The organism is Acinetobacter sp. SH024, assembly GCF_000163635.1.
GTDB classification, from domain to species: Bacteria; Pseudomonadota; Gammaproteobacteria; order Pseudomonadales; family Moraxellaceae; genus Acinetobacter; species Acinetobacter pittii.
Window position 1 is genome coordinate 534,577 of record NZ_GG753600.1, and the last position, 16,633, is coordinate 551,209.

Genomic DNA, 16,633 nt, shown 5'->3' on the forward strand with positions numbered 1-16,633 from the left:
TAAATTACTGTTTCAATTCCAACTCAAAACGCTGCGTTGGAATTGAAACTGCTGTAAACCAAAGAATTAAACTTCGGCTAACTCTGGCTGTTGTTCATTTTTATAAAATGGCACATCACCGTTAATAGTTGCACGGTGCATGATGCGATGAGCATCGCCATAATCAAACAATGCTTTATGTTGCGTACAACGGTTATCCCAAATCGCGATATCACCATCTTGCCACTTCCAACGCAAATGAAATTGCTCTTGGGTCGCATGTTTAAACAAGAAATCAAGTAATTGCTCACTTTCTTGTTCAGGTAACTCATTAATGCGAGTGGTAAAGCCCTCACTTACAAACAACAAAGGCTCACCTGTAACAGGATGGGTACGCACCACTGGGTGAACCACTGGTGGGTTACGCTTAAATGTTTGCAAAAGCTTTTCACGCTCTTCTTCGTTATGGGCAAAACGTTCAAGTGGAAAAGACTTACGAATATCGTGTGTTGCAGTTAAGCCACGTAGTTTTTGCTGTAACTCAAGCGGAAGCCCTTTAAAAGCTGCTGTGTTGCTCGACCATAATGTATCTCCGCCTACAGGTGGAATTTTAATGGCTTGCAACACACAACCTAAAGGCGGGGTTTTACTAAAAGTTACATCTGTGTGCCAAAGTTCATTGTCACGCAAATCTTGTTTCCAGCTATCGAGTACCATCACTTCAGGTACATCTTCAATTGAAGGATAAATCGGGTGCACATGTAAGCTACCAAAACTGCGTGCCAAGTCTGCTTGTGCTTGCGGTGCTAATTGTTGCTTTCGAAAAAAAATGACCTGATGGTCAAGCAAAGCCTGCTGGATTTGTTGCGTTGTCTGTTCATTTAACGCATTCAAATCAATATCGTGAATAATTGCGCCAATGGTAGGCTTGATCACTTCAATATTTAAGTTTGCTACTACTGTATTCATCTTCTTTACTACAACTGCTGACCATACCAAGGAGAAAACTGTTTTTGTAACCAACGTAAAAACAGCTCAAAACTAACTGCGACAATCGCAATCACAATAATGCCCAGAATCACCGTATCGGTAATTAAGAACTGTGCTGCCGATTGCACCATAAAACCAATACCACGATCCGCTGCAACCAACTCTGCTGCAACTAATGTTGACCAGCCCACCCCGAGACCAATACGAATACCGGTAATAATATGAGGTAAAGCTGTTGGTAAAATGACATGCCAAAATACTTGAGCCTGACTTGCCCCTAGCGACAATGCTGCACGCTCACGATTAAGCTGATGGCTTAACACACCATGCGCGCTACTAATAATGACAGGTGCCAAAATCGAGAAGAAAATCAAAAGTACTTTTGTGGTTTCGCCAATACCGAACCAAATCACGAGTAAGGGTAAATAAGCTAACGGCGGAATTGGACGTAATAATTCAACCAAAGGATCTAGAACAGCGCGAACCCATTTGTTCAGACCCATCCATAAGCCCAGTGGTACACCAATCACTACGGCAGCAATCAAAGCCAAAAACACACGCGAGATACTAGCGGCCAAGTGTTGCCACAAAGTAGCCTTCATAAAGCCTTCTTGGCTGACCGATATAAATTTTTGCCAGACTGCCTGCGGACTCGGTAAAAACAGTTCAGGTACGACATGCAAAGCAGTAATGAGAAACCAGAGTGCAACCACACTTCCCACACTAATTATGCTAACTGCCAAAGTGCGATGCTTCTCAAAAAATGACGATAGAAATGAAGCATTTTCTGTTTGCACATCTGGCTTAAGTTTTAGCCCTGCTTTGTCATATTCATAGACGTTATCTTTAGTACTCATGTGGTTAACGCCTCCTTACCGCTTTGTTTTTGTGCTCTTAAACTTTCAAACAGCTGCTCTCTGAGCTGAATAAATTGAGGGTCCGATTTAATTGAGCGAATAGACTCGCCCTGACGATATCGATTAGCAAAATCGAGATGTAGAGTTTCTACAATTTTGCCTGGATGCGCTGTCATCAGAACTAACTGATTGCTGAGCAATAATGCTTCTTCAATGTCATGAGTAATTAAAAAGAAACTTTTATTTTGTTGAATCCATAAATCGAGCACTAACTGCTGCATGTTTTCACGTGTAAAAGCATCTAATGCGGCAAAAGGTTCATCTAATAAAATAAACGGCGCATGACTGATCAAAGCTCTGGCAATACCAACACGTTGTTTCATACCACCGGAAAGTTCCCAGATATTGGCTTTTTCAACGTGACTTAAACCTACAATTTTTAAAATTGCGTTTACTTGTGTTTCGATCTCTGCGCGCTTTAAACCTTTTAACTGCAAAGCGAAGCCAACATTATCTGCAACATTCAACCAAGGAAGGAGTGCATGATCCTGAAACACCACAGCGCGGGTTACATCTGGTCCAGTTACCACTTCATGATTTACAAGCACATCACCTGAACTCGGCTTTTGAAAGCCTGCCAAGATATTAAGCAAAGTCGTTTTGCCGCAACCTGACTCGCCTAAAATCACGGTTAAAGAACCTTCTTCAATCGTTAGATTAATGTCTTGTAAAACTGGCTTTTGCTGTTTAGGAAAAGTCAGATGAATATGTTTGGCTTCTAATACACTCATGACAACTCCTTAAGGCTGCAAAAATGAAGAATTCACATTGCCTTTATAATCGGCTTTAAGTTGATCGACCTTACCCTGACCTTTTAAGAACTTCGCTGTATCAAAAATATTTTGCGCGAATTCACCATCTAACGTTTGTTTTTGCTGAGCGTAGTCAAGGTAGATGTTTCCACTTAATAAAAGTGGGATATCTTTTGGATTAGAACCTGTAAGCTGCGCAATTTTTTGCACGTTATCGGCATCTTTAACGTAAGCGGCTGGATCTTGATTATATTTTTCAAGCTGCTCAAGCGTAGTTTTAACAAAAGCTTTTAAGAAATCAGGGTTTTTCTCTGCAAAATCTTTACGTACAACCCATAAGTCATAAGTTGGAGCACCCCATTCACCGACTTGTTTCGAGTCAGTTAAAACCGTACCAGATGCTTTAGCTTTACTTAATGCAGGTTCCCAAACATAGGCAGCATCAATATCACCACGTTCCCACGCCGCTGAAATTTCAGGTGGACGCAAGTTAATAATTTTTACTTTGTCTTCTGGAATGTTCCAATGTTTAAGTGCAGACAAAAGGCTGTAATGGGTTGTTGAAACAAAAGGTACAGCAATGGTTTTGCCAATTAAATCTTGAGGGGTTTTAATGCCTGATTTATTACTCACCACTAATGCTTCAGACCCACCAAGTTTTGAAGTAATTAAGAATACTTCAATTGGTAAATCACGGCTTGCCGCAGCAGCAAGTGGGCTTGAACCAATATTACCAAGTACCACATCACCTGAAGCAAGTGCATTAACTACATCTGAACCCGCATCAAATTTTTTCCATTGAATGGTACGTTGACTATGTTTTTCATAATCTCCGTTAGCCTGCGCAACTTTGCTTGGGTCCACCCCTGTTTGATAAGCAATCACGACAGGTTTGTTATCACGAACTGAAGCACCCGTATTATTATCTTTCTTATTTTGCCATACGATAAATGCAACAATTGCTACAACCACAATTGCCGTGATAATCAACGGTTTGGTCTTTGTGCTCATAATTTCATGATCTTTCAATAATATAAGCCCATGGTATGCAGCCGGCTTTATAATGAAAAATAAAAAAATATGAGTTGCTTATCTAATTTTTATAAATAACTTTTCCTTATAAGTTTTTATCTTTTGGTAAAAAGCAAGTTCTAAGTAAACTTACAGATTAAAATAAAAATTAAAATACTTATATATCAATAACTAAAAATGATATTCACAAATCATATGATTAGGAAAACCTGACAGACACCCTCTAAGTATTTTATCCTCTCCTATTTGATCATTTTTATTTTTGCTTATTGCATCCAGAGTTTTGCATCTAATTAATTTTTACTCTTTTATATAAAGTTCAGATTTTATTATCTTTTTATCTTAAATCTTCTGCAAATATTGAGATTTGGGCAAATCTTTTTCTGGTTTATACATGACGCAAATTTAATTTTTATTTTTAAGAGGAGAAAAATTCTTTTGTTTAAACATTCTCAAATTTTGAAAAAAACATTAATTACAACGTCTTTAATTACATTCAGCCTCTCAAGTCATGCAGCGCTTACCTTTGGTAATGCTGAAGAAGGTCAGCTTAAAGTAAGCGGTACTGTTCGAGCTAAATATGTTTATGATTTTGACTCTGATCCCACTACAAGTAAATTTTCTTTTAATGACGCGGTCTTATGGCTGGACTACAACTCCCCGAAATGGATTGGTCGCCTAGATTATCGGGTTTATGAATATTACGGACGTCTAGGCGATGCCAATTGGCTTACCGATGCGTGGTTGGGTTATAAAATTAATGACAACAGTAAAATTATTGCTGGCTTAAACCCAGTTCCTTTTGGCTTGGGTCGCTTTTGGGGAAATACTTATTATTTAGGCATTGCCAATAGTGCAGGTTGGGAAGATGTACATAACCTTGGGGTGAAATATGATTTCAATGATGGAATCAATGAAGCACAACTCGCCTTTTATCCTACCGATGGTGGCACCTATAGAGGTAAAAGCAAAGACTCGAGTCGATTTAGTATCAATCCTGTCAATGCGGATGACTCTGTACCACAAGGTACCAATACTAAAGAAAAGAACTCCATTGTTGTTCGCGGTGCTCATACCTTTAAAAATGTCTTAGGCCAAGAAAATTTCTCTACCCAAGTGGGCGCCTCTGCGTGGTATTCAACTATTGAAAACAAGCGTTCAGGGCAAGATGGAGATCGCCAAGTCTATTCGGTTTTTAGCAATACCAATTATAATCAATGGAATTTACAGCTTTTGGCTGGTTATCAAGACATTGATAATGCCGACACTGAATATAAAGATCATCTGACTTTGGGCGGTTTCGATTATTCATTTAACTCCGCAACCAAAGGTCAGATTTATTCAGCCGAACTGAGCTATTTATTTCCTCAGCAATTTGGCCCCATTACCTCTGTTCGCCCATACTTGAACTATAGTTCTTATCGAAAAGAACAAGATGGGTTTAAAGACTCTACCCGTTTTATTCCCGGCATTGCCTTTAACTATCAAAAATTGACAGTACAAGCCGAGTTGCTGATGGGTAAACACGACCCATATCTAGGAGACAGTGAGGGCCTTGCGGCTGGTGGAAGCAATGATAAATGGAATAAAAAAGCATTTGTAATTTTTGCTTATTACTTCTAATTCTTAAAACAAAGGCCAACAGATGTTGGCCTTTGTTTTTATCTAGATATTTATTTTTACTCTAATCGATTACTGGTGAATTATTGAGAGGAAGTTCTGTTTTATCTTCATCAATCACATCGACATCTTGGGCGGTAGGCTCAAACTTAATCAGTAGTCCAATCACAATTAAAGGAATAAACGCAAAAATAGAAATAATCAGGTAAACATCAGTTTTATATCCCGCCATCCAGATTGGTAAAACAAACAAAGCAATTGCTTGAGCAACACCCGTTACTGCACGGTTAAAGCCAACACCAACACCACGAATCGAAGCTGGATAAGCCATAGTTGGATAAACCATCATTTGTGCCCCTGGCCCAAAGCCTTCGGCAAAAAGCCATAAACCTAGCATGCCAATTGCGGTGTAGAGTAAAAAGCTATTATCCGGTTCACCAATGAATGCCAAGGCAATGAGGGCTATAAACTGGAGTAAAAAGCCTGTAAGCAACACATGACGAGATTTAAATCTGCTAGCAACAAATACGCCTAACAGTCCGCCCGTAAATGCAAACAGCAAATTGAGTCCGAGTGTTGTAGTAATGGTCGTCAAGACATCGGTATGAAAGAAACGCGTTAAAATAAAAGGTAAAAAGAAGGCAATGGTCGTGTACTGAAATGCCACCGAAATGTGAATCACAATTGCCACAATCGTTCTTGGCAAATAGGTTTTATTAAATAAAACTGCAAAACCCTCGCGCTTTTTCTTTTCAGCAGTTCTTTCTACTTTTTCAACTGTAGCGACTGCATTAATTGCATAGGATTCTTGTAGAACTTTAGCCGCCCCTTTTAAATCGCCTTGGTTTGCAAGCCAAATGGGTGACTCAGTTAAATATTTACCGCGAATAAAAATAATGAGTAACGCTGGCACTGCTCCGAAAATTAAAGATGCTCGCCATAACCAATTGCTATGCTCAGGGGGTAAAAGAAAATAAAGCGCCAGAACTAGGCCAAAACACACCGAAGAAGCGGCATACCACATTGGGCACCATGCGGCTAAACGCGCTGCCTTATTGCTACTACCATTAAATTTGGAAAACTCAGATAAGTATGACATTGCCACAGGCAAATCAATACCAACACTAATTCCCATAATAAATCGGGCTAAAATCAAAACCCATACATTCGGCGCAAAGCCTGCGACAATTGCCGCAATGACAAAGAGCACCATGTCCGCCATGAAGACCCGATAACGGCCAATTTTATCTGTCAGCCATCCACCAATCAGATTACCCACAATGGTTCCGCAAACAATTGCTGATGCCACCACACCGGTCATGACTGGGCTTAAGGAAAACTCTGAGATGACTTGCTCAATACCAAAGGACAGCGTTGTTAAATCATAGGCATCAATAAATACTCCAATCAGTGCCAACCAAATAACTTTATTCGATTTACCCTTCCCTGCAAATTTGGAAATTAATTGTGAAACATCATCGGGAGATTTAATTTCATAACGGTGGTTATGATCGAGTTCTTGTGTGCTCACTTAATAATTCCTGTATTTTAATCACAGAAACAAAATAATGATTATTCACACCATACAAAAACAAATTAATCTGATGTTTTAATCTAATTTATAGAATTATCTTTTCATTATTAACTCAGCAATAAAATCGATATAAAAAGACAAAATAAAAGCTGGCATTTAACCAGCTATTTATTTAAAGGATTTTTAAAATATTAACTCGCCTCAGCAAGTTTTAATTCTTTTAAATTACGATATTTTGCACCGCGGTGATTTTCAGGCAAATATGGCCCAGCACCAAATAGTTTTTCTCTTAATGTTCCTTGTGCATATGAGGTTTGATATACCCCACGTTTTTGCAACTCAGGCACAATAAACTCAACTACATCGGCAAAGGTTTGATGCGCCAAAATGTAGGCAAGGTTAAAGCCATCGACATCGGTATCTTCAACCCATTGCTGTAGAGCATCCGAAACGGTTTCTGCCGAACCTACAAGAACAGGTCCATTACCACCTAAACTGTTCCAGTTTGCAATTTCTTCAATGGTCCAGACTCGTTCTGGATCTGCATTTACATAAGAGTCTAATAAAGATTGAATCGCGTTGGTTTGAATATATTCAACTTTGTCCGTTGGCTGGTATTGCGAAAAATCCACACCCGACCAGCCTGACAATAATGTTAAAGCCCCATCGTAGCTTCCATAGCTTTGATATTCTTTAAACTTAGCCTGTGCTTTTGTATCGGTTTCATCAGTGACAATCGACAAAAGTGCATAAATTTTAACTGAGTACGGATCGCGGCCTTCTTGAGCCAATTTTTGGCGAATACCCTGTACCACTTTTTTAGTGGCAATTTTAGACGGCGCTGCGATGAATACGCACTCGGCATTTTGACTCGCAAACTTCTGGCCACGTGAAGATGCCCCCGCTTGATAAAGTACAGGTGTTCGTTGCGGTGATGGTTCACAAATGTGGATGCCGGGTACAGTAAAGTATTTACCCTCGTGCTGAATTGGATGCACTTTTTTATGGTCAGCAAAGATACCGTTTTCACGGTCACGAAGTACCGAACCCTCTTCCCAAGAACCTTCCCAAAGTTTGTACAGGACTTCTAAATATTCATCGGCAATATCATATCGATTGTCATGGTTGACCTGAGTTTTTAGGCCCAAGTTTTTCGAACCACTTTCCAAATAAGACGTCACGATATTCCATCCAACTCGCCCTTTGGTTAAATGGTCTAGCGTACTAATACGTCTAGCAAAAGGATACGGATGTTCAAAGGAAATAGAGGTCGTGACACCAAAACCCAAGTGCTTGGTGACTGCGGCCATCGCTGGCACAATCTGTAGCGGATCATTGACTGGAACTTGTACTGCACCGGTTAAGGCGTGTTCAGCACTTTGATGATAAACGTCATAAATACCAAGCACATCCGCAATAAAAATACCGTCAAAAAAACCACGCTCAAGAATTTGTGCTAAATCTGTCCAATATTCTAGATCTTTATATTCAACAGATCGGTCTTGAGGATGTCGCCATAATCCAGGAGATTGGTGTGCAATACAATTCATTTCAAAAGCATTAAAACTAATTTTCTTAGTCATAAAATATTCGCCAGCATTTTATTTATTTTTATACTAAAGCAATTTTTAGGTTTTCTTTATAATATAAATCCCAAACAAAATATGATTTTATTCTAATAGGTTTTTATAATTTATTAAAAAAATAAACAATATTAAGCCGCTAAAAATAGCAGCTTAATATCTAAAACTATAATTTATTGTTTAGCAACACTCCCTATTCGCCATTGATACGGAGGTAATGTGCCGTTTACACTAAAATCACCGACAATTCGATTTTTAAATACTCTCGGGTTATGTGAAGATAAAGTTCGTACATTACGCCAGTATCGATCTAGGCCTAAATCTTTGTCTGTTGCAGAAGCACCTAAAGCATCAAATAAAATTGTAGAAGCATTTAAAATTAGATCGGTAATGACCGTTTGAGACTGCGCACTTTCAAGTTCGGCAAGTGCATTTTGCTCCTCTTCAAGCTGCTCATTATTTTGAAATGCAGCCAAGTAAGCACGTTGTAAGCTTTGTGCAACTTTTTCAACAATCGCTCCTGCACTGTAAGCTGCACCACGGATTTGACCTACGACTTGTAAAATTTGCGGATCCTGTTTTACAAATTGGGCATTCGCATGCGTATAGTTTCGGGTACGTTTAGCAACAGCTTGAGAAACATCATAGGTTGCAGCGCGTCCTAGACCTGTAATGATTGCCAGTTGGACCAGTTGATAGTAAGCCGCTGAATATTTAAAACGATCATCATCAGGTAAAATTTCAGTTTCATCGACCAACACATTATGGAAATATGCTGTACCACTCGCGGTAAGTTGCTGACCAAAGCCATTCCAGTCATCAACAATTTCGACACCTTCATCTTCACGGCGAACAACGACCGAGCCAGATTCACCCTTTAAATCTGTTACACCAACATCCACCCAGTCTGCATATAGGCTACCAGTGGTGTAATATTTTTTGCCTTTAACGCGAATTTTTCCTTCACTGTCTCGATACAAATGAGTTTCGAACTGATCAATTGACTCTTTCCCGCCTTCAGACCATGCACTACCGACTGTTTCCCCATTTGCAATTCGGCTAAGCCAACGCTGTTGAAACGCTTTGTCTTTACTTACCAAGACATCTTCAGTGAAACCAAAATGCACACGCAAAGCTTGCGGTAAGTTTGAATCGGCCTCGGCAAGTTCAATGAGCAATGCAAATAATTCAGGAATGGTTGCATCAAAGCCACTATGAGCTTTGGGAAGTCTTAAGCGCGTAAAACCAACATCTTTGAGCCACTGAAGCTGTTCATAGGGCAAAATATGCTGCTGCTCACGGATTAAAGCCCCTTCTTTAATACGGGCAAAAGTTGGTCTGAAATTTTTTGCCAATTCATCATAACGCTCAGTTGGCCCTTCACCCCACACGCGAGAAATGATTGAAGCCTGACTGAGTGCTGCATGCGTTAGTGAACCGAGATGATGCTCAAAATTTAAATTTGTCATGTAAGTAAAACCAGTATTGCTTTGCTTTTACCATAAAATATTTATTTCACATGAAAACGATTATTTTTTTATAACTGTATTCATTCTTTATATAAGAACCCAAACACAAAGATAAAAAGCCCATCTCCCAAGCCCTAAGATAGTTCTTTTTGTCTAATGCTCTGCTGGCTTTGTAGAAGTGTTTGTATATATTCTGAATAGACAGATAATTTTTCGAAAATATGCTCTGAATAAAACATGTCGTCAATTAAATGCGTCATTTGAGGCGTCGTGAAAGTGTCACAGAGTCCTACCAACTCAGCATTCATTTGAGCGAATTTCGCGCATAGTTTTACATAAGTTTCATCTTTATTTTTGAATAATAATTTCCGCATTTCTAAGCCATTTAGGTTTTTTAAGTCATCATCTTTTGTGTTTTTAATCCAATAAATTTTGATCTTTAAAAATTGCTCCAGTGCTTTTAAATGCTCGACATCTACGTCTAAACTCGTAATTAAAAAAACTGTAGAGAGATCACTTCGGCACAGTGCCTTGATTAGGCTTAAATAAATAAACTCAACCTCATTAAGCTCTGCAAGCTCCAAATCTATATAAATTTTTAGACTTTCTAAAACGTCATCTACTTTAAAGAGTACTTTCTTCTCAGCTTGGTAATATTTATTAAGAATAGAAAGCACAGGCGCAGTTGCAGGCGTTGTATAAATAGCGGCCTTATTTAAGTTAGCAAAAATAAATGGTGAAAATAGATAAGCCACACTACTTTGCTGTGGTTCAATATGAGCTTGGATTAAATATACAGTTTCAGATTTAGAAAAGTCTCTGAGTACTTTCGCTCTTAATAAAGTAGCTTCAAAATTAACATAGGTTTGCTCTAACTGAGCCAATATAGAAACAGGAATAGGCTGATTTTTAATAATTTTATGCAGGACATTGAGTTGAGAAGTAATAAACATTTTTTAACATCCAAGCTATTTTAGAAGAGCTACACTTAAATCAGGTCTTTAATAACCTACGTAACAACCAGACCTCACGCAAAACAACAAAGGAATAAAAGAGAAGAAACTATTCTGCGCTTATTACCCAAAGTCGCATTCGCTGTATTTTGGAGAGTGATTTTGGCCATTCGTAAATCTTGTTCATTTATTTTGGACTTTTGAAGAACGGATACATAGCTACAGATAATTGAAAAAAAACTATAGCACACCTCATGACTGCTCCAGACTGTTATAGTTTTATAAAAAATTTCTGTATCTACATATACAAAAATAGTAAGTGCATGATTAAGGAAACTTCTTAAGGTAGGTAGTTTTCATGAGACGATCTATTGCATATCACCAGATATTTCATCAATGTTTCAATGCAACATGCATTTTTACAAATGCAACATCAAGCATAAACTTTGTTAACAGATTGAGAACAATCAATCAGTCTATTCTCTTGAAATATCAAGCAATTATGTTGCTTAACCCTGTTGGCATTTTACTTGCTAAGAAGATCTATCACAGAAGTAAGTTTAATCGCCAAAATACTTTGTTGCCTGAAAATAAGTATTTAACTCATTTAACCATCATCAGCTAGTTCACAGGGGGAAAGTTTATGAGCCTCGGTCTAACCGCTCTAGAATTAGCGCGAATACAATTTGCTTTTACAGTATCCTTCCATATTATTTTTCCGGCCACCTCCATCGGTCTTGCATGCTTTTTAGCAGTGTTAGAGTGGAAATGGTTAAGAACCCAAAACCCGATTTATAAAGATCTATTTAAATACTGGATTAAGATCTTTGCCGTTGCCTTTGGTATGGGTGTGGTCTCGGGCGTGGTCATGAGTTACCAGTTCGGTACGAACTGGAGTGAATTTTCACGTGTCGCCGGAAGTATTACTGGCCCTTTACTTACCTATGAAGTCTTGAGTGCCTTCTTCTTAGAAGCAGGTTTCTTAGGCATTATGTTATTTGGTTGGGGACGTGTTGGTCCTCGAGCCCATTTCTTCGCAACACTTATGGTTGCCATCGGAACATGTATTTCCATGTTCTGGATTCTATCTTCAAATAGTTGGATGCAGACACCTCAAGGCTTTGCCATCGAAAATGGCATTATTGTGCCAAAAGACTGGTTTGCAATTGTCTTTAACCCATCCTTCCCTTACCGCTTTGCCCACATGGGTGCTGCCGCCTTTTTGGTTTCATCATTATTGGTCGTCGGAACATCTGCATGGCATTTAGTAAAAGGCCGTCGTGATGAATTGGTGAAAAAATCGTTCTCGATGGGTCTCTGGATGGTGCTTGTGACTTCATGTTTACAAGTGGTAATTGGCGATAACCACGGTTTAAACACCCGTGAACATCAACCAGCCAAACTTGCAGCAATGGAAGGACACTGGGAAACCAATCACAATGAGCCGATGCCATTATTGCTATTTGCAATTCCCGATATGAAAGAAGAACGTAACCACTTCGAAGTGGGTGTTCCATATTTAGGTAGCTTAATTTTAACGCATAGCTTAGATGGCCAAGTGACAGGTTTAAAAGATTTCGCACCTGAAGACCGTCCAAATTCAACCATCGTTTTCTGGAGCTTCCGTGTGATGGTGGGTCTTGGTGTACTCATGGTCACTCTGTCACTCATTGCACTTTGGTTACGTAAGCGTGGAAAACTCTATGAAACATCATGGTTTCATAAATTTGCTGTAGTGATGGGGCCTGCGGGTTATGTGGCAATGCTGGCTGGTTGGATTACTACCGAAGTAGGCCGTCAACCGTGGGTTGTATACGGCATTATGCGCACTAAAGACGGGCTTTCACATACCGTTTCGGCAGATCAGGTGGGTCTGAGCCTGTTTATTTTTGTGGTGGTCTATACCATCGTTTTTGGTAGCGGTATTTACTACACCTTAAAACTCATTAATAAAGGCCCTGTATTTATCGATACACCAAATATTGAAACTGGTGGCGTTGGACACTTTAAAACACCAATGCGTCCACTCAGTGCGGTCGATGAAAACATTGACAATAATCAAAAATCTGGGGAGAAACATCATGATTGATCTTTCTTTAATATGGGTCGGTATTATCGGTTTAGGTGTCATGATTTATGTGGTCATGGACGGCTTCGACTTAGGAATCGGGATTATGTTCCCCTTCATTAAGAACAGCCTAGAACGTGACGTGATGATGAATACCGTGGCCCCTGTGTGGGATGGTAATGAAACGTGGATGGTACTCGGTGGCGCTGGTCTATATGCTGCATTCCCACTAGTCTATTCAACAGTTTTATCAGCACTATATTTACCGATCATTTTCATGGTGATTGCCCTGATTTTCCGTGGCGTGGCGTTTGAATTCCGCTTTAAAGCTCATCGCACCAAACATCTTTGGGATTTAGCCTTTATCTGGGGTTCAATTTTAACCAGCTTTCTCCAAGGGATTATTTTGGGTGCTTATATTCAAGGAATCAAAACCGAAAATGGTATTTTTGCTGGTGGGTCTTTTGATTGGCTTTCCCCATTTACCATCTTTACAGGTATTGGCGTAGTTGCCATGTATGCCACTTTAGGCTGTGGATGGCTGATTTTAAAAACCGAAAAAGGTTTGCAGCAACGTATGTATGAGCTTATGCCAAAGCTGATTATTGCACTGCTCATTATTTTTGGTGGCGTGAGTTTATATACGCCGTTAACGCATCCTGAAATTGCAGATCGCTGGTTCTCGTTACCAAACCTGTTCTATTTTAGTCCTGTACCAATTTTGGTCTTGTTATTTGTTGGCCTGATTTTATCGGCATGTAAAAAGCAGGATCATGACCTCAAACCATTTGCATATACATTGGCGCTCGTTTTCCTTGCATTTACTGGTTTTGTGATTAGTTTATGGCCATATATTATTCCGCCATCAGTCACCATTTGGCAGGCTGCAGCACCGCAATCAAGCCAGATGTTTGCTTTGGTCGGTGCACTTATTTTAATCCCGATCATTATTGCTTACACCATTGTCTCTTATTGGGTATTCCGTGACAAAGTTCGTGTAGGTGATGAAGGCTATCATTAAGTATGGAGGGTTTTATGAAAAAGTCATCCGTTAAACTCAATCAAACCCAATGGTTTATTCTGCTATGGATCGGTGGTTTTTTAGCCTTAGCTGTGATTGCGGGATTGTTTAAAGTTATCTTGATTTATGCAGCCCCTTACTTAAAGTAAATCTATTGTTCTAAACAAATGCCGTTTGTAGATTCTGCAAACGGCATTTATTATTGATTAAGTGCTTCTTTCATTTTGTTATTTCGTGCAGCTCATACATGTATAAATCAGAACAACTCGCTCATAGCATTCGCCAACTCATTGAGAGCGGTACTTTAAATGCACATGAAAAATTGCCGTCATTGAGAGATCAGGTACAACGTTCTGGTTTTAGTTTAATGACTGTCATGAATGCTTATCAGGAGCTTGAATCACAAGGTCTGATCTATTCAAAAGAAAAATCTGGCTACTTCGTTGCCGAGCAAATTGCACTTAAACCTTTAGAGCAATATTCAGTTGTTTCACTAAACTCTAAAATTGAAATTAATTCATTAGTTTTTAAATATCTTAAGTCAATTCAACATGAATCTGTCGTACCTTTTGGTTCAGCTTTTCCAGACAGTCAGCTTTTAACAGCACCCAAACTTATTCAAATTATGGGGCAACTTGCGCGCCAAAGACAAAGTTATGACCAGACCACAAGCTTACCTCCTGGTAATTTAAACTTAAGAAAACTGATTGCTCAGCGCTACTGTATGCAAGGCATACAGACCGATCCAGATGACATTGTCATTACATCGGGAGGTTTAGACGCACTGAACCTTTCGCTACAAGCGGTCGCTCAACCCGGCGATTATATTTTATTACAGCAAACCGTGTTTTATGGGGCGTGGCAAGCCGCTGAGCGTTTAGGACTTAAAGTGATTACTATTCCTGAACATCCGCAACATGGTTTTGACCTAGAGGCTTTTGAACAAGTCATTCAAACCTATCCTATCAAGGTCTGTTGGCTCATGCTGAATGCCCATAACCCGATTGGTTTTACCGTCAGTGATGACATTAAATATAAAATTGCCAAGTTGCTTCATGAGCATCAAATTTATTTGATTGAAGATGATGTCTATGAAGAGCTTTTTTATGGCGGCCAAAAACCACTTTCAATGAAGTATTTTGATCAACAAAATTTGGTGCTTCACTGCTCGTCTTTTTCTAAAACATTAGGTGCAGGTTTTCGGGTCGGTTGGGTTTATGCGGGTAAGTTTTCAGATCATATTCAACACTTGCAGCTTATGAGCACCATTTCAGTAAATGCACTTATTCAAAATGCATTGGTTGAGTTTTTATCTCATCATCATTATGAAAAGCACTTGCGTACACTTAGACTTTCACTTGAGCGTTATAAAAAGCAGTTTTATCACTATTTAAAGCAACATTTACCTAGCTCTTGCGAAGTGTATTACTACCCAAGTGGCTATTTTCTATGGGTCAAACTTCCTAGTACGCTGGACAGTATGCAAGTTTATGAAGAATTGATTCAGCAAGACATTGGTGTTGCGCCAAGCCCTTTGTTTAGTGTTTTACCCGCACAGCAGCATTATTTGAGAATTAACTGTTCTTTTGAGTGGAACACTAAAATTCAAAGCGCATTACATCAAATTATTAAAACCATTCAACAAAGAGTTGAAGCAAGTCTCTAAAGAAATGCTTCGACCTAAGCACAATTTTATGGCCTTTATTTTGTGGTAACTTTATAGCTCAAATCTATAGTTTTAAGGGAAACCGGTTCAAGGAATTAATATGGAAATTGATGAAGAACTCACCCTTAAAAAAATACAGATTTTTTTAGCTTTTATGCGCTGTGGAAATTTGTCTAAAACAGCCACAGAAATGCAGTTGAGTAATGTCAGTGTTCATAAAGCCTTACATTCTTTAGAAAGTGCTTTACGTTGCCCTCTTTTTAAAAATGAAGGCCGTAACCTCATTCCTTTAAAAAGTGCTTATGTCTTTGAAGAACGGGCACAAAAAATCGTACAAGACATTTTTATTACCGTAAATAAAACCAGAGAAGCTGCTGGTTTTGCGGCTAAGGTTTTACATTTAGGGTCTCTTTATTCTTTAACTGTAAATACGATTCCAAATGTGATTAGCGGTCTTAAGCTCCGACGTAGTGAACTGGATATTCAACTGTTGCTGAGTTCAAATCAGGATTTGGTGAAAAAGCTTAAAGCAACTGAGCTTGATGCGATTATCGTGGCTTTAAATGAAACCACACAAGATGATGACTTTGAAATTTTGCCAATGTTTTCAGATGACATTTTTTTGGCCGTCAATAAAGATTCAAAATATGCCGATTTTAAAGATATTGATTTAAGCCTTTTAAAAGAAGAAACTTTTTTAACTTTAACTAAGGGTTTTGCAACTCATAACGACAGCGACATTATTTTTAAAAAAGCAGGTTTTTCACCAAAAGTTGCTTTACAGGTCAATGATATTTTTACCTTAATTAGTATGGTTAGCTCAGGTGTCGGTTTTGCTCTACTACCCGGCCGTATTTCTGCAGTTTATGAAAGCTCAGTCAAACTCATTCCGCTAAAACAGCAATATCATATGCAGCAAGAAATCGGTTTGGTCTTTCTAAAAAGCAAAGAACGAGACCCAAACTTACTTGCTCTGATTGCTGAATGTCGCATGTTCGCCTCTAATTTTAAAAGATAAATATCGGCAACTTATTAAAGAATAATGAGTT

Annotated in this window: 14 protein-coding genes; 6 read left to right on the forward strand and 8 right to left on the reverse strand. The window is 38.9% G+C overall.

Features of this window, described 5'->3' with window-relative positions; translation table 11 throughout:
• Window positions 1-66: 66 nt before the first annotated feature.
• Genes tauD through tauA form a run of 4 tightly spaced genes read right to left on the reverse strand, consistent with a single transcriptional unit; the run spans window position 67 to window position 3,667 of the window.
• Window positions 67-948, reverse strand: a complete 882-nt coding sequence (gene tauD / locus HMPREF0013_RS08460) for a taurine dioxygenase (protein ID WP_002114263.1) — start codon at window positions 946-948, stop codon at window positions 67-69.
• Between the two features lie 8 nt (window positions 949-956).
• Complete coding sequence (gene tauC, locus HMPREF0013_RS08465; protein ID WP_002114284.1) at window positions 957-1,826, reverse strand: taurine ABC transporter permease TauC; 870 nt, start codon at window positions 1,824-1,826, stop codon at window positions 957-959.
• Window positions 1,823-2,617 (reverse strand): taurine ABC transporter ATP-binding protein, encoded by a 795-nt coding sequence (locus HMPREF0013_RS08470; protein WP_002114189.1) that lies wholly within the window; start codon window positions 2,615-2,617, stop codon window positions 1,823-1,825. The genes tauC and HMPREF0013_RS08470 overlap by 4 nt, the downstream gene beginning before the upstream one ends.
• A gap of 9 nt (window positions 2,618-2,626) precedes the next feature.
• Entirely contained in the window at window positions 2,627-3,667 is a 1,041-nt protein-coding gene (tauA, locus tag HMPREF0013_RS08475; protein ID WP_019767837.1) for a taurine ABC transporter substrate-binding protein, read from the reverse strand.
• A 441-nt stretch (window positions 3,668-4,108) separates the two neighbouring features.
• On the opposite strand from tauA, the gene HMPREF0013_RS08480 reads away from it, so the two are divergent.
• Window positions 4,109-5,293, forward strand: coding sequence for a hypothetical protein (locus tag HMPREF0013_RS08480; protein ID WP_002114368.1), 1,185 nt, complete (start codon window positions 4,109-4,111; stop codon window positions 5,291-5,293).
• 61 nt (window positions 5,294-5,354) lie between these two features.
• Here the strand turns inward: HMPREF0013_RS08480 and HMPREF0013_RS08485 are convergent, their stop codons facing one another.
• The 4 genes from HMPREF0013_RS08485 to HMPREF0013_RS08500 all read right to left on the reverse strand — a co-directional run bounded on the left by HMPREF0013_RS08485 (window position 5,355) and on the right by HMPREF0013_RS08500 (window position 10,829).
• Entirely contained in the window at window positions 5,355-6,821 is a 1,467-nt protein-coding gene (locus HMPREF0013_RS08485; RefSeq protein ID WP_002114231.1) for an MFS transporter, read from the reverse strand.
• 194 nt (window positions 6,822-7,015) lie between these two features.
• Window positions 7,016-8,407, reverse strand: a complete 1,392-nt coding sequence (locus HMPREF0013_RS08490) for an LLM class flavin-dependent oxidoreductase (RefSeq protein ID WP_002114461.1) — start codon at window positions 8,405-8,407, stop codon at window positions 7,016-7,018.
• A gap of 173 nt (window positions 8,408-8,580) precedes the next feature.
• Window positions 8,581-9,876 (reverse strand): acyl-CoA dehydrogenase family protein, encoded by a 1,296-nt coding sequence (locus HMPREF0013_RS08495; RefSeq protein WP_002114418.1) that lies wholly within the window; start codon window positions 9,874-9,876, stop codon window positions 8,581-8,583.
• A 134-nt stretch (window positions 9,877-10,010) separates the two neighbouring features.
• Window positions 10,011-10,829 (reverse strand): hypothetical protein, encoded by an 819-nt coding sequence (locus tag HMPREF0013_RS08500; RefSeq protein WP_002114561.1) that lies wholly within the window; start codon window positions 10,827-10,829, stop codon window positions 10,011-10,013.
• Window positions 10,830-11,472: 643 nt separating this feature from the next.
• Here HMPREF0013_RS08500 and HMPREF0013_RS08505 point away from each other — a divergent pair.
• The 5 genes from HMPREF0013_RS08505 to HMPREF0013_RS08520 all read left to right on the forward strand — a co-directional run bounded on the left by HMPREF0013_RS08505 (window position 11,473) and on the right by HMPREF0013_RS08520 (window position 16,602).
• Window positions 11,473-12,918: a cytochrome ubiquinol oxidase subunit I gene (locus HMPREF0013_RS08505; protein WP_005802444.1), complete on the forward strand. Its 1,446-nt coding sequence runs from the start codon at window positions 11,473-11,475 to the stop codon at window positions 12,916-12,918.
• Window positions 12,911-13,918 (forward strand): cytochrome d ubiquinol oxidase subunit II, encoded by a 1,008-nt coding sequence (gene cydB, locus HMPREF0013_RS08510; protein ID WP_025464095.1) that lies wholly within the window; start codon window positions 12,911-12,913, stop codon window positions 13,916-13,918. Before HMPREF0013_RS08505 ends, cydB begins: the two co-directional genes overlap by 8 nt.
• Before the next feature lie 14 nt (window positions 13,919-13,932).
• The gene (locus HMPREF0013_RS0105115) at window positions 13,933-14,067 is read left to right on the forward strand and encodes a hypothetical protein (RefSeq protein ID WP_005076466.1); all 135 of its coding nucleotides are present in this window, start codon (window positions 13,933-13,935) and stop codon (window positions 14,065-14,067) included.
• Window positions 14,068-14,165: 98 nt separating this feature from the next.
• Window positions 14,166-15,584 carry a PLP-dependent aminotransferase family protein gene (locus HMPREF0013_RS08515; RefSeq protein WP_002114425.1) on the forward strand — a complete coding sequence of 473 codons (1,419 nt, stop codon included), beginning with the start codon at window positions 14,166-14,168 and terminating at the stop codon, window positions 15,582-15,584.
• Between the two features lie 100 nt (window positions 15,585-15,684).
• On the forward strand, window positions 15,685-16,602 hold the full coding sequence (locus HMPREF0013_RS08520) for a LysR family transcriptional regulator (RefSeq protein ID WP_002114202.1): 918 nt from the start codon (window positions 15,685-15,687) through the stop codon (window positions 16,600-16,602).
• The last annotated feature ends 31 nt before the right edge of the window (window positions 16,603-16,633 follow it).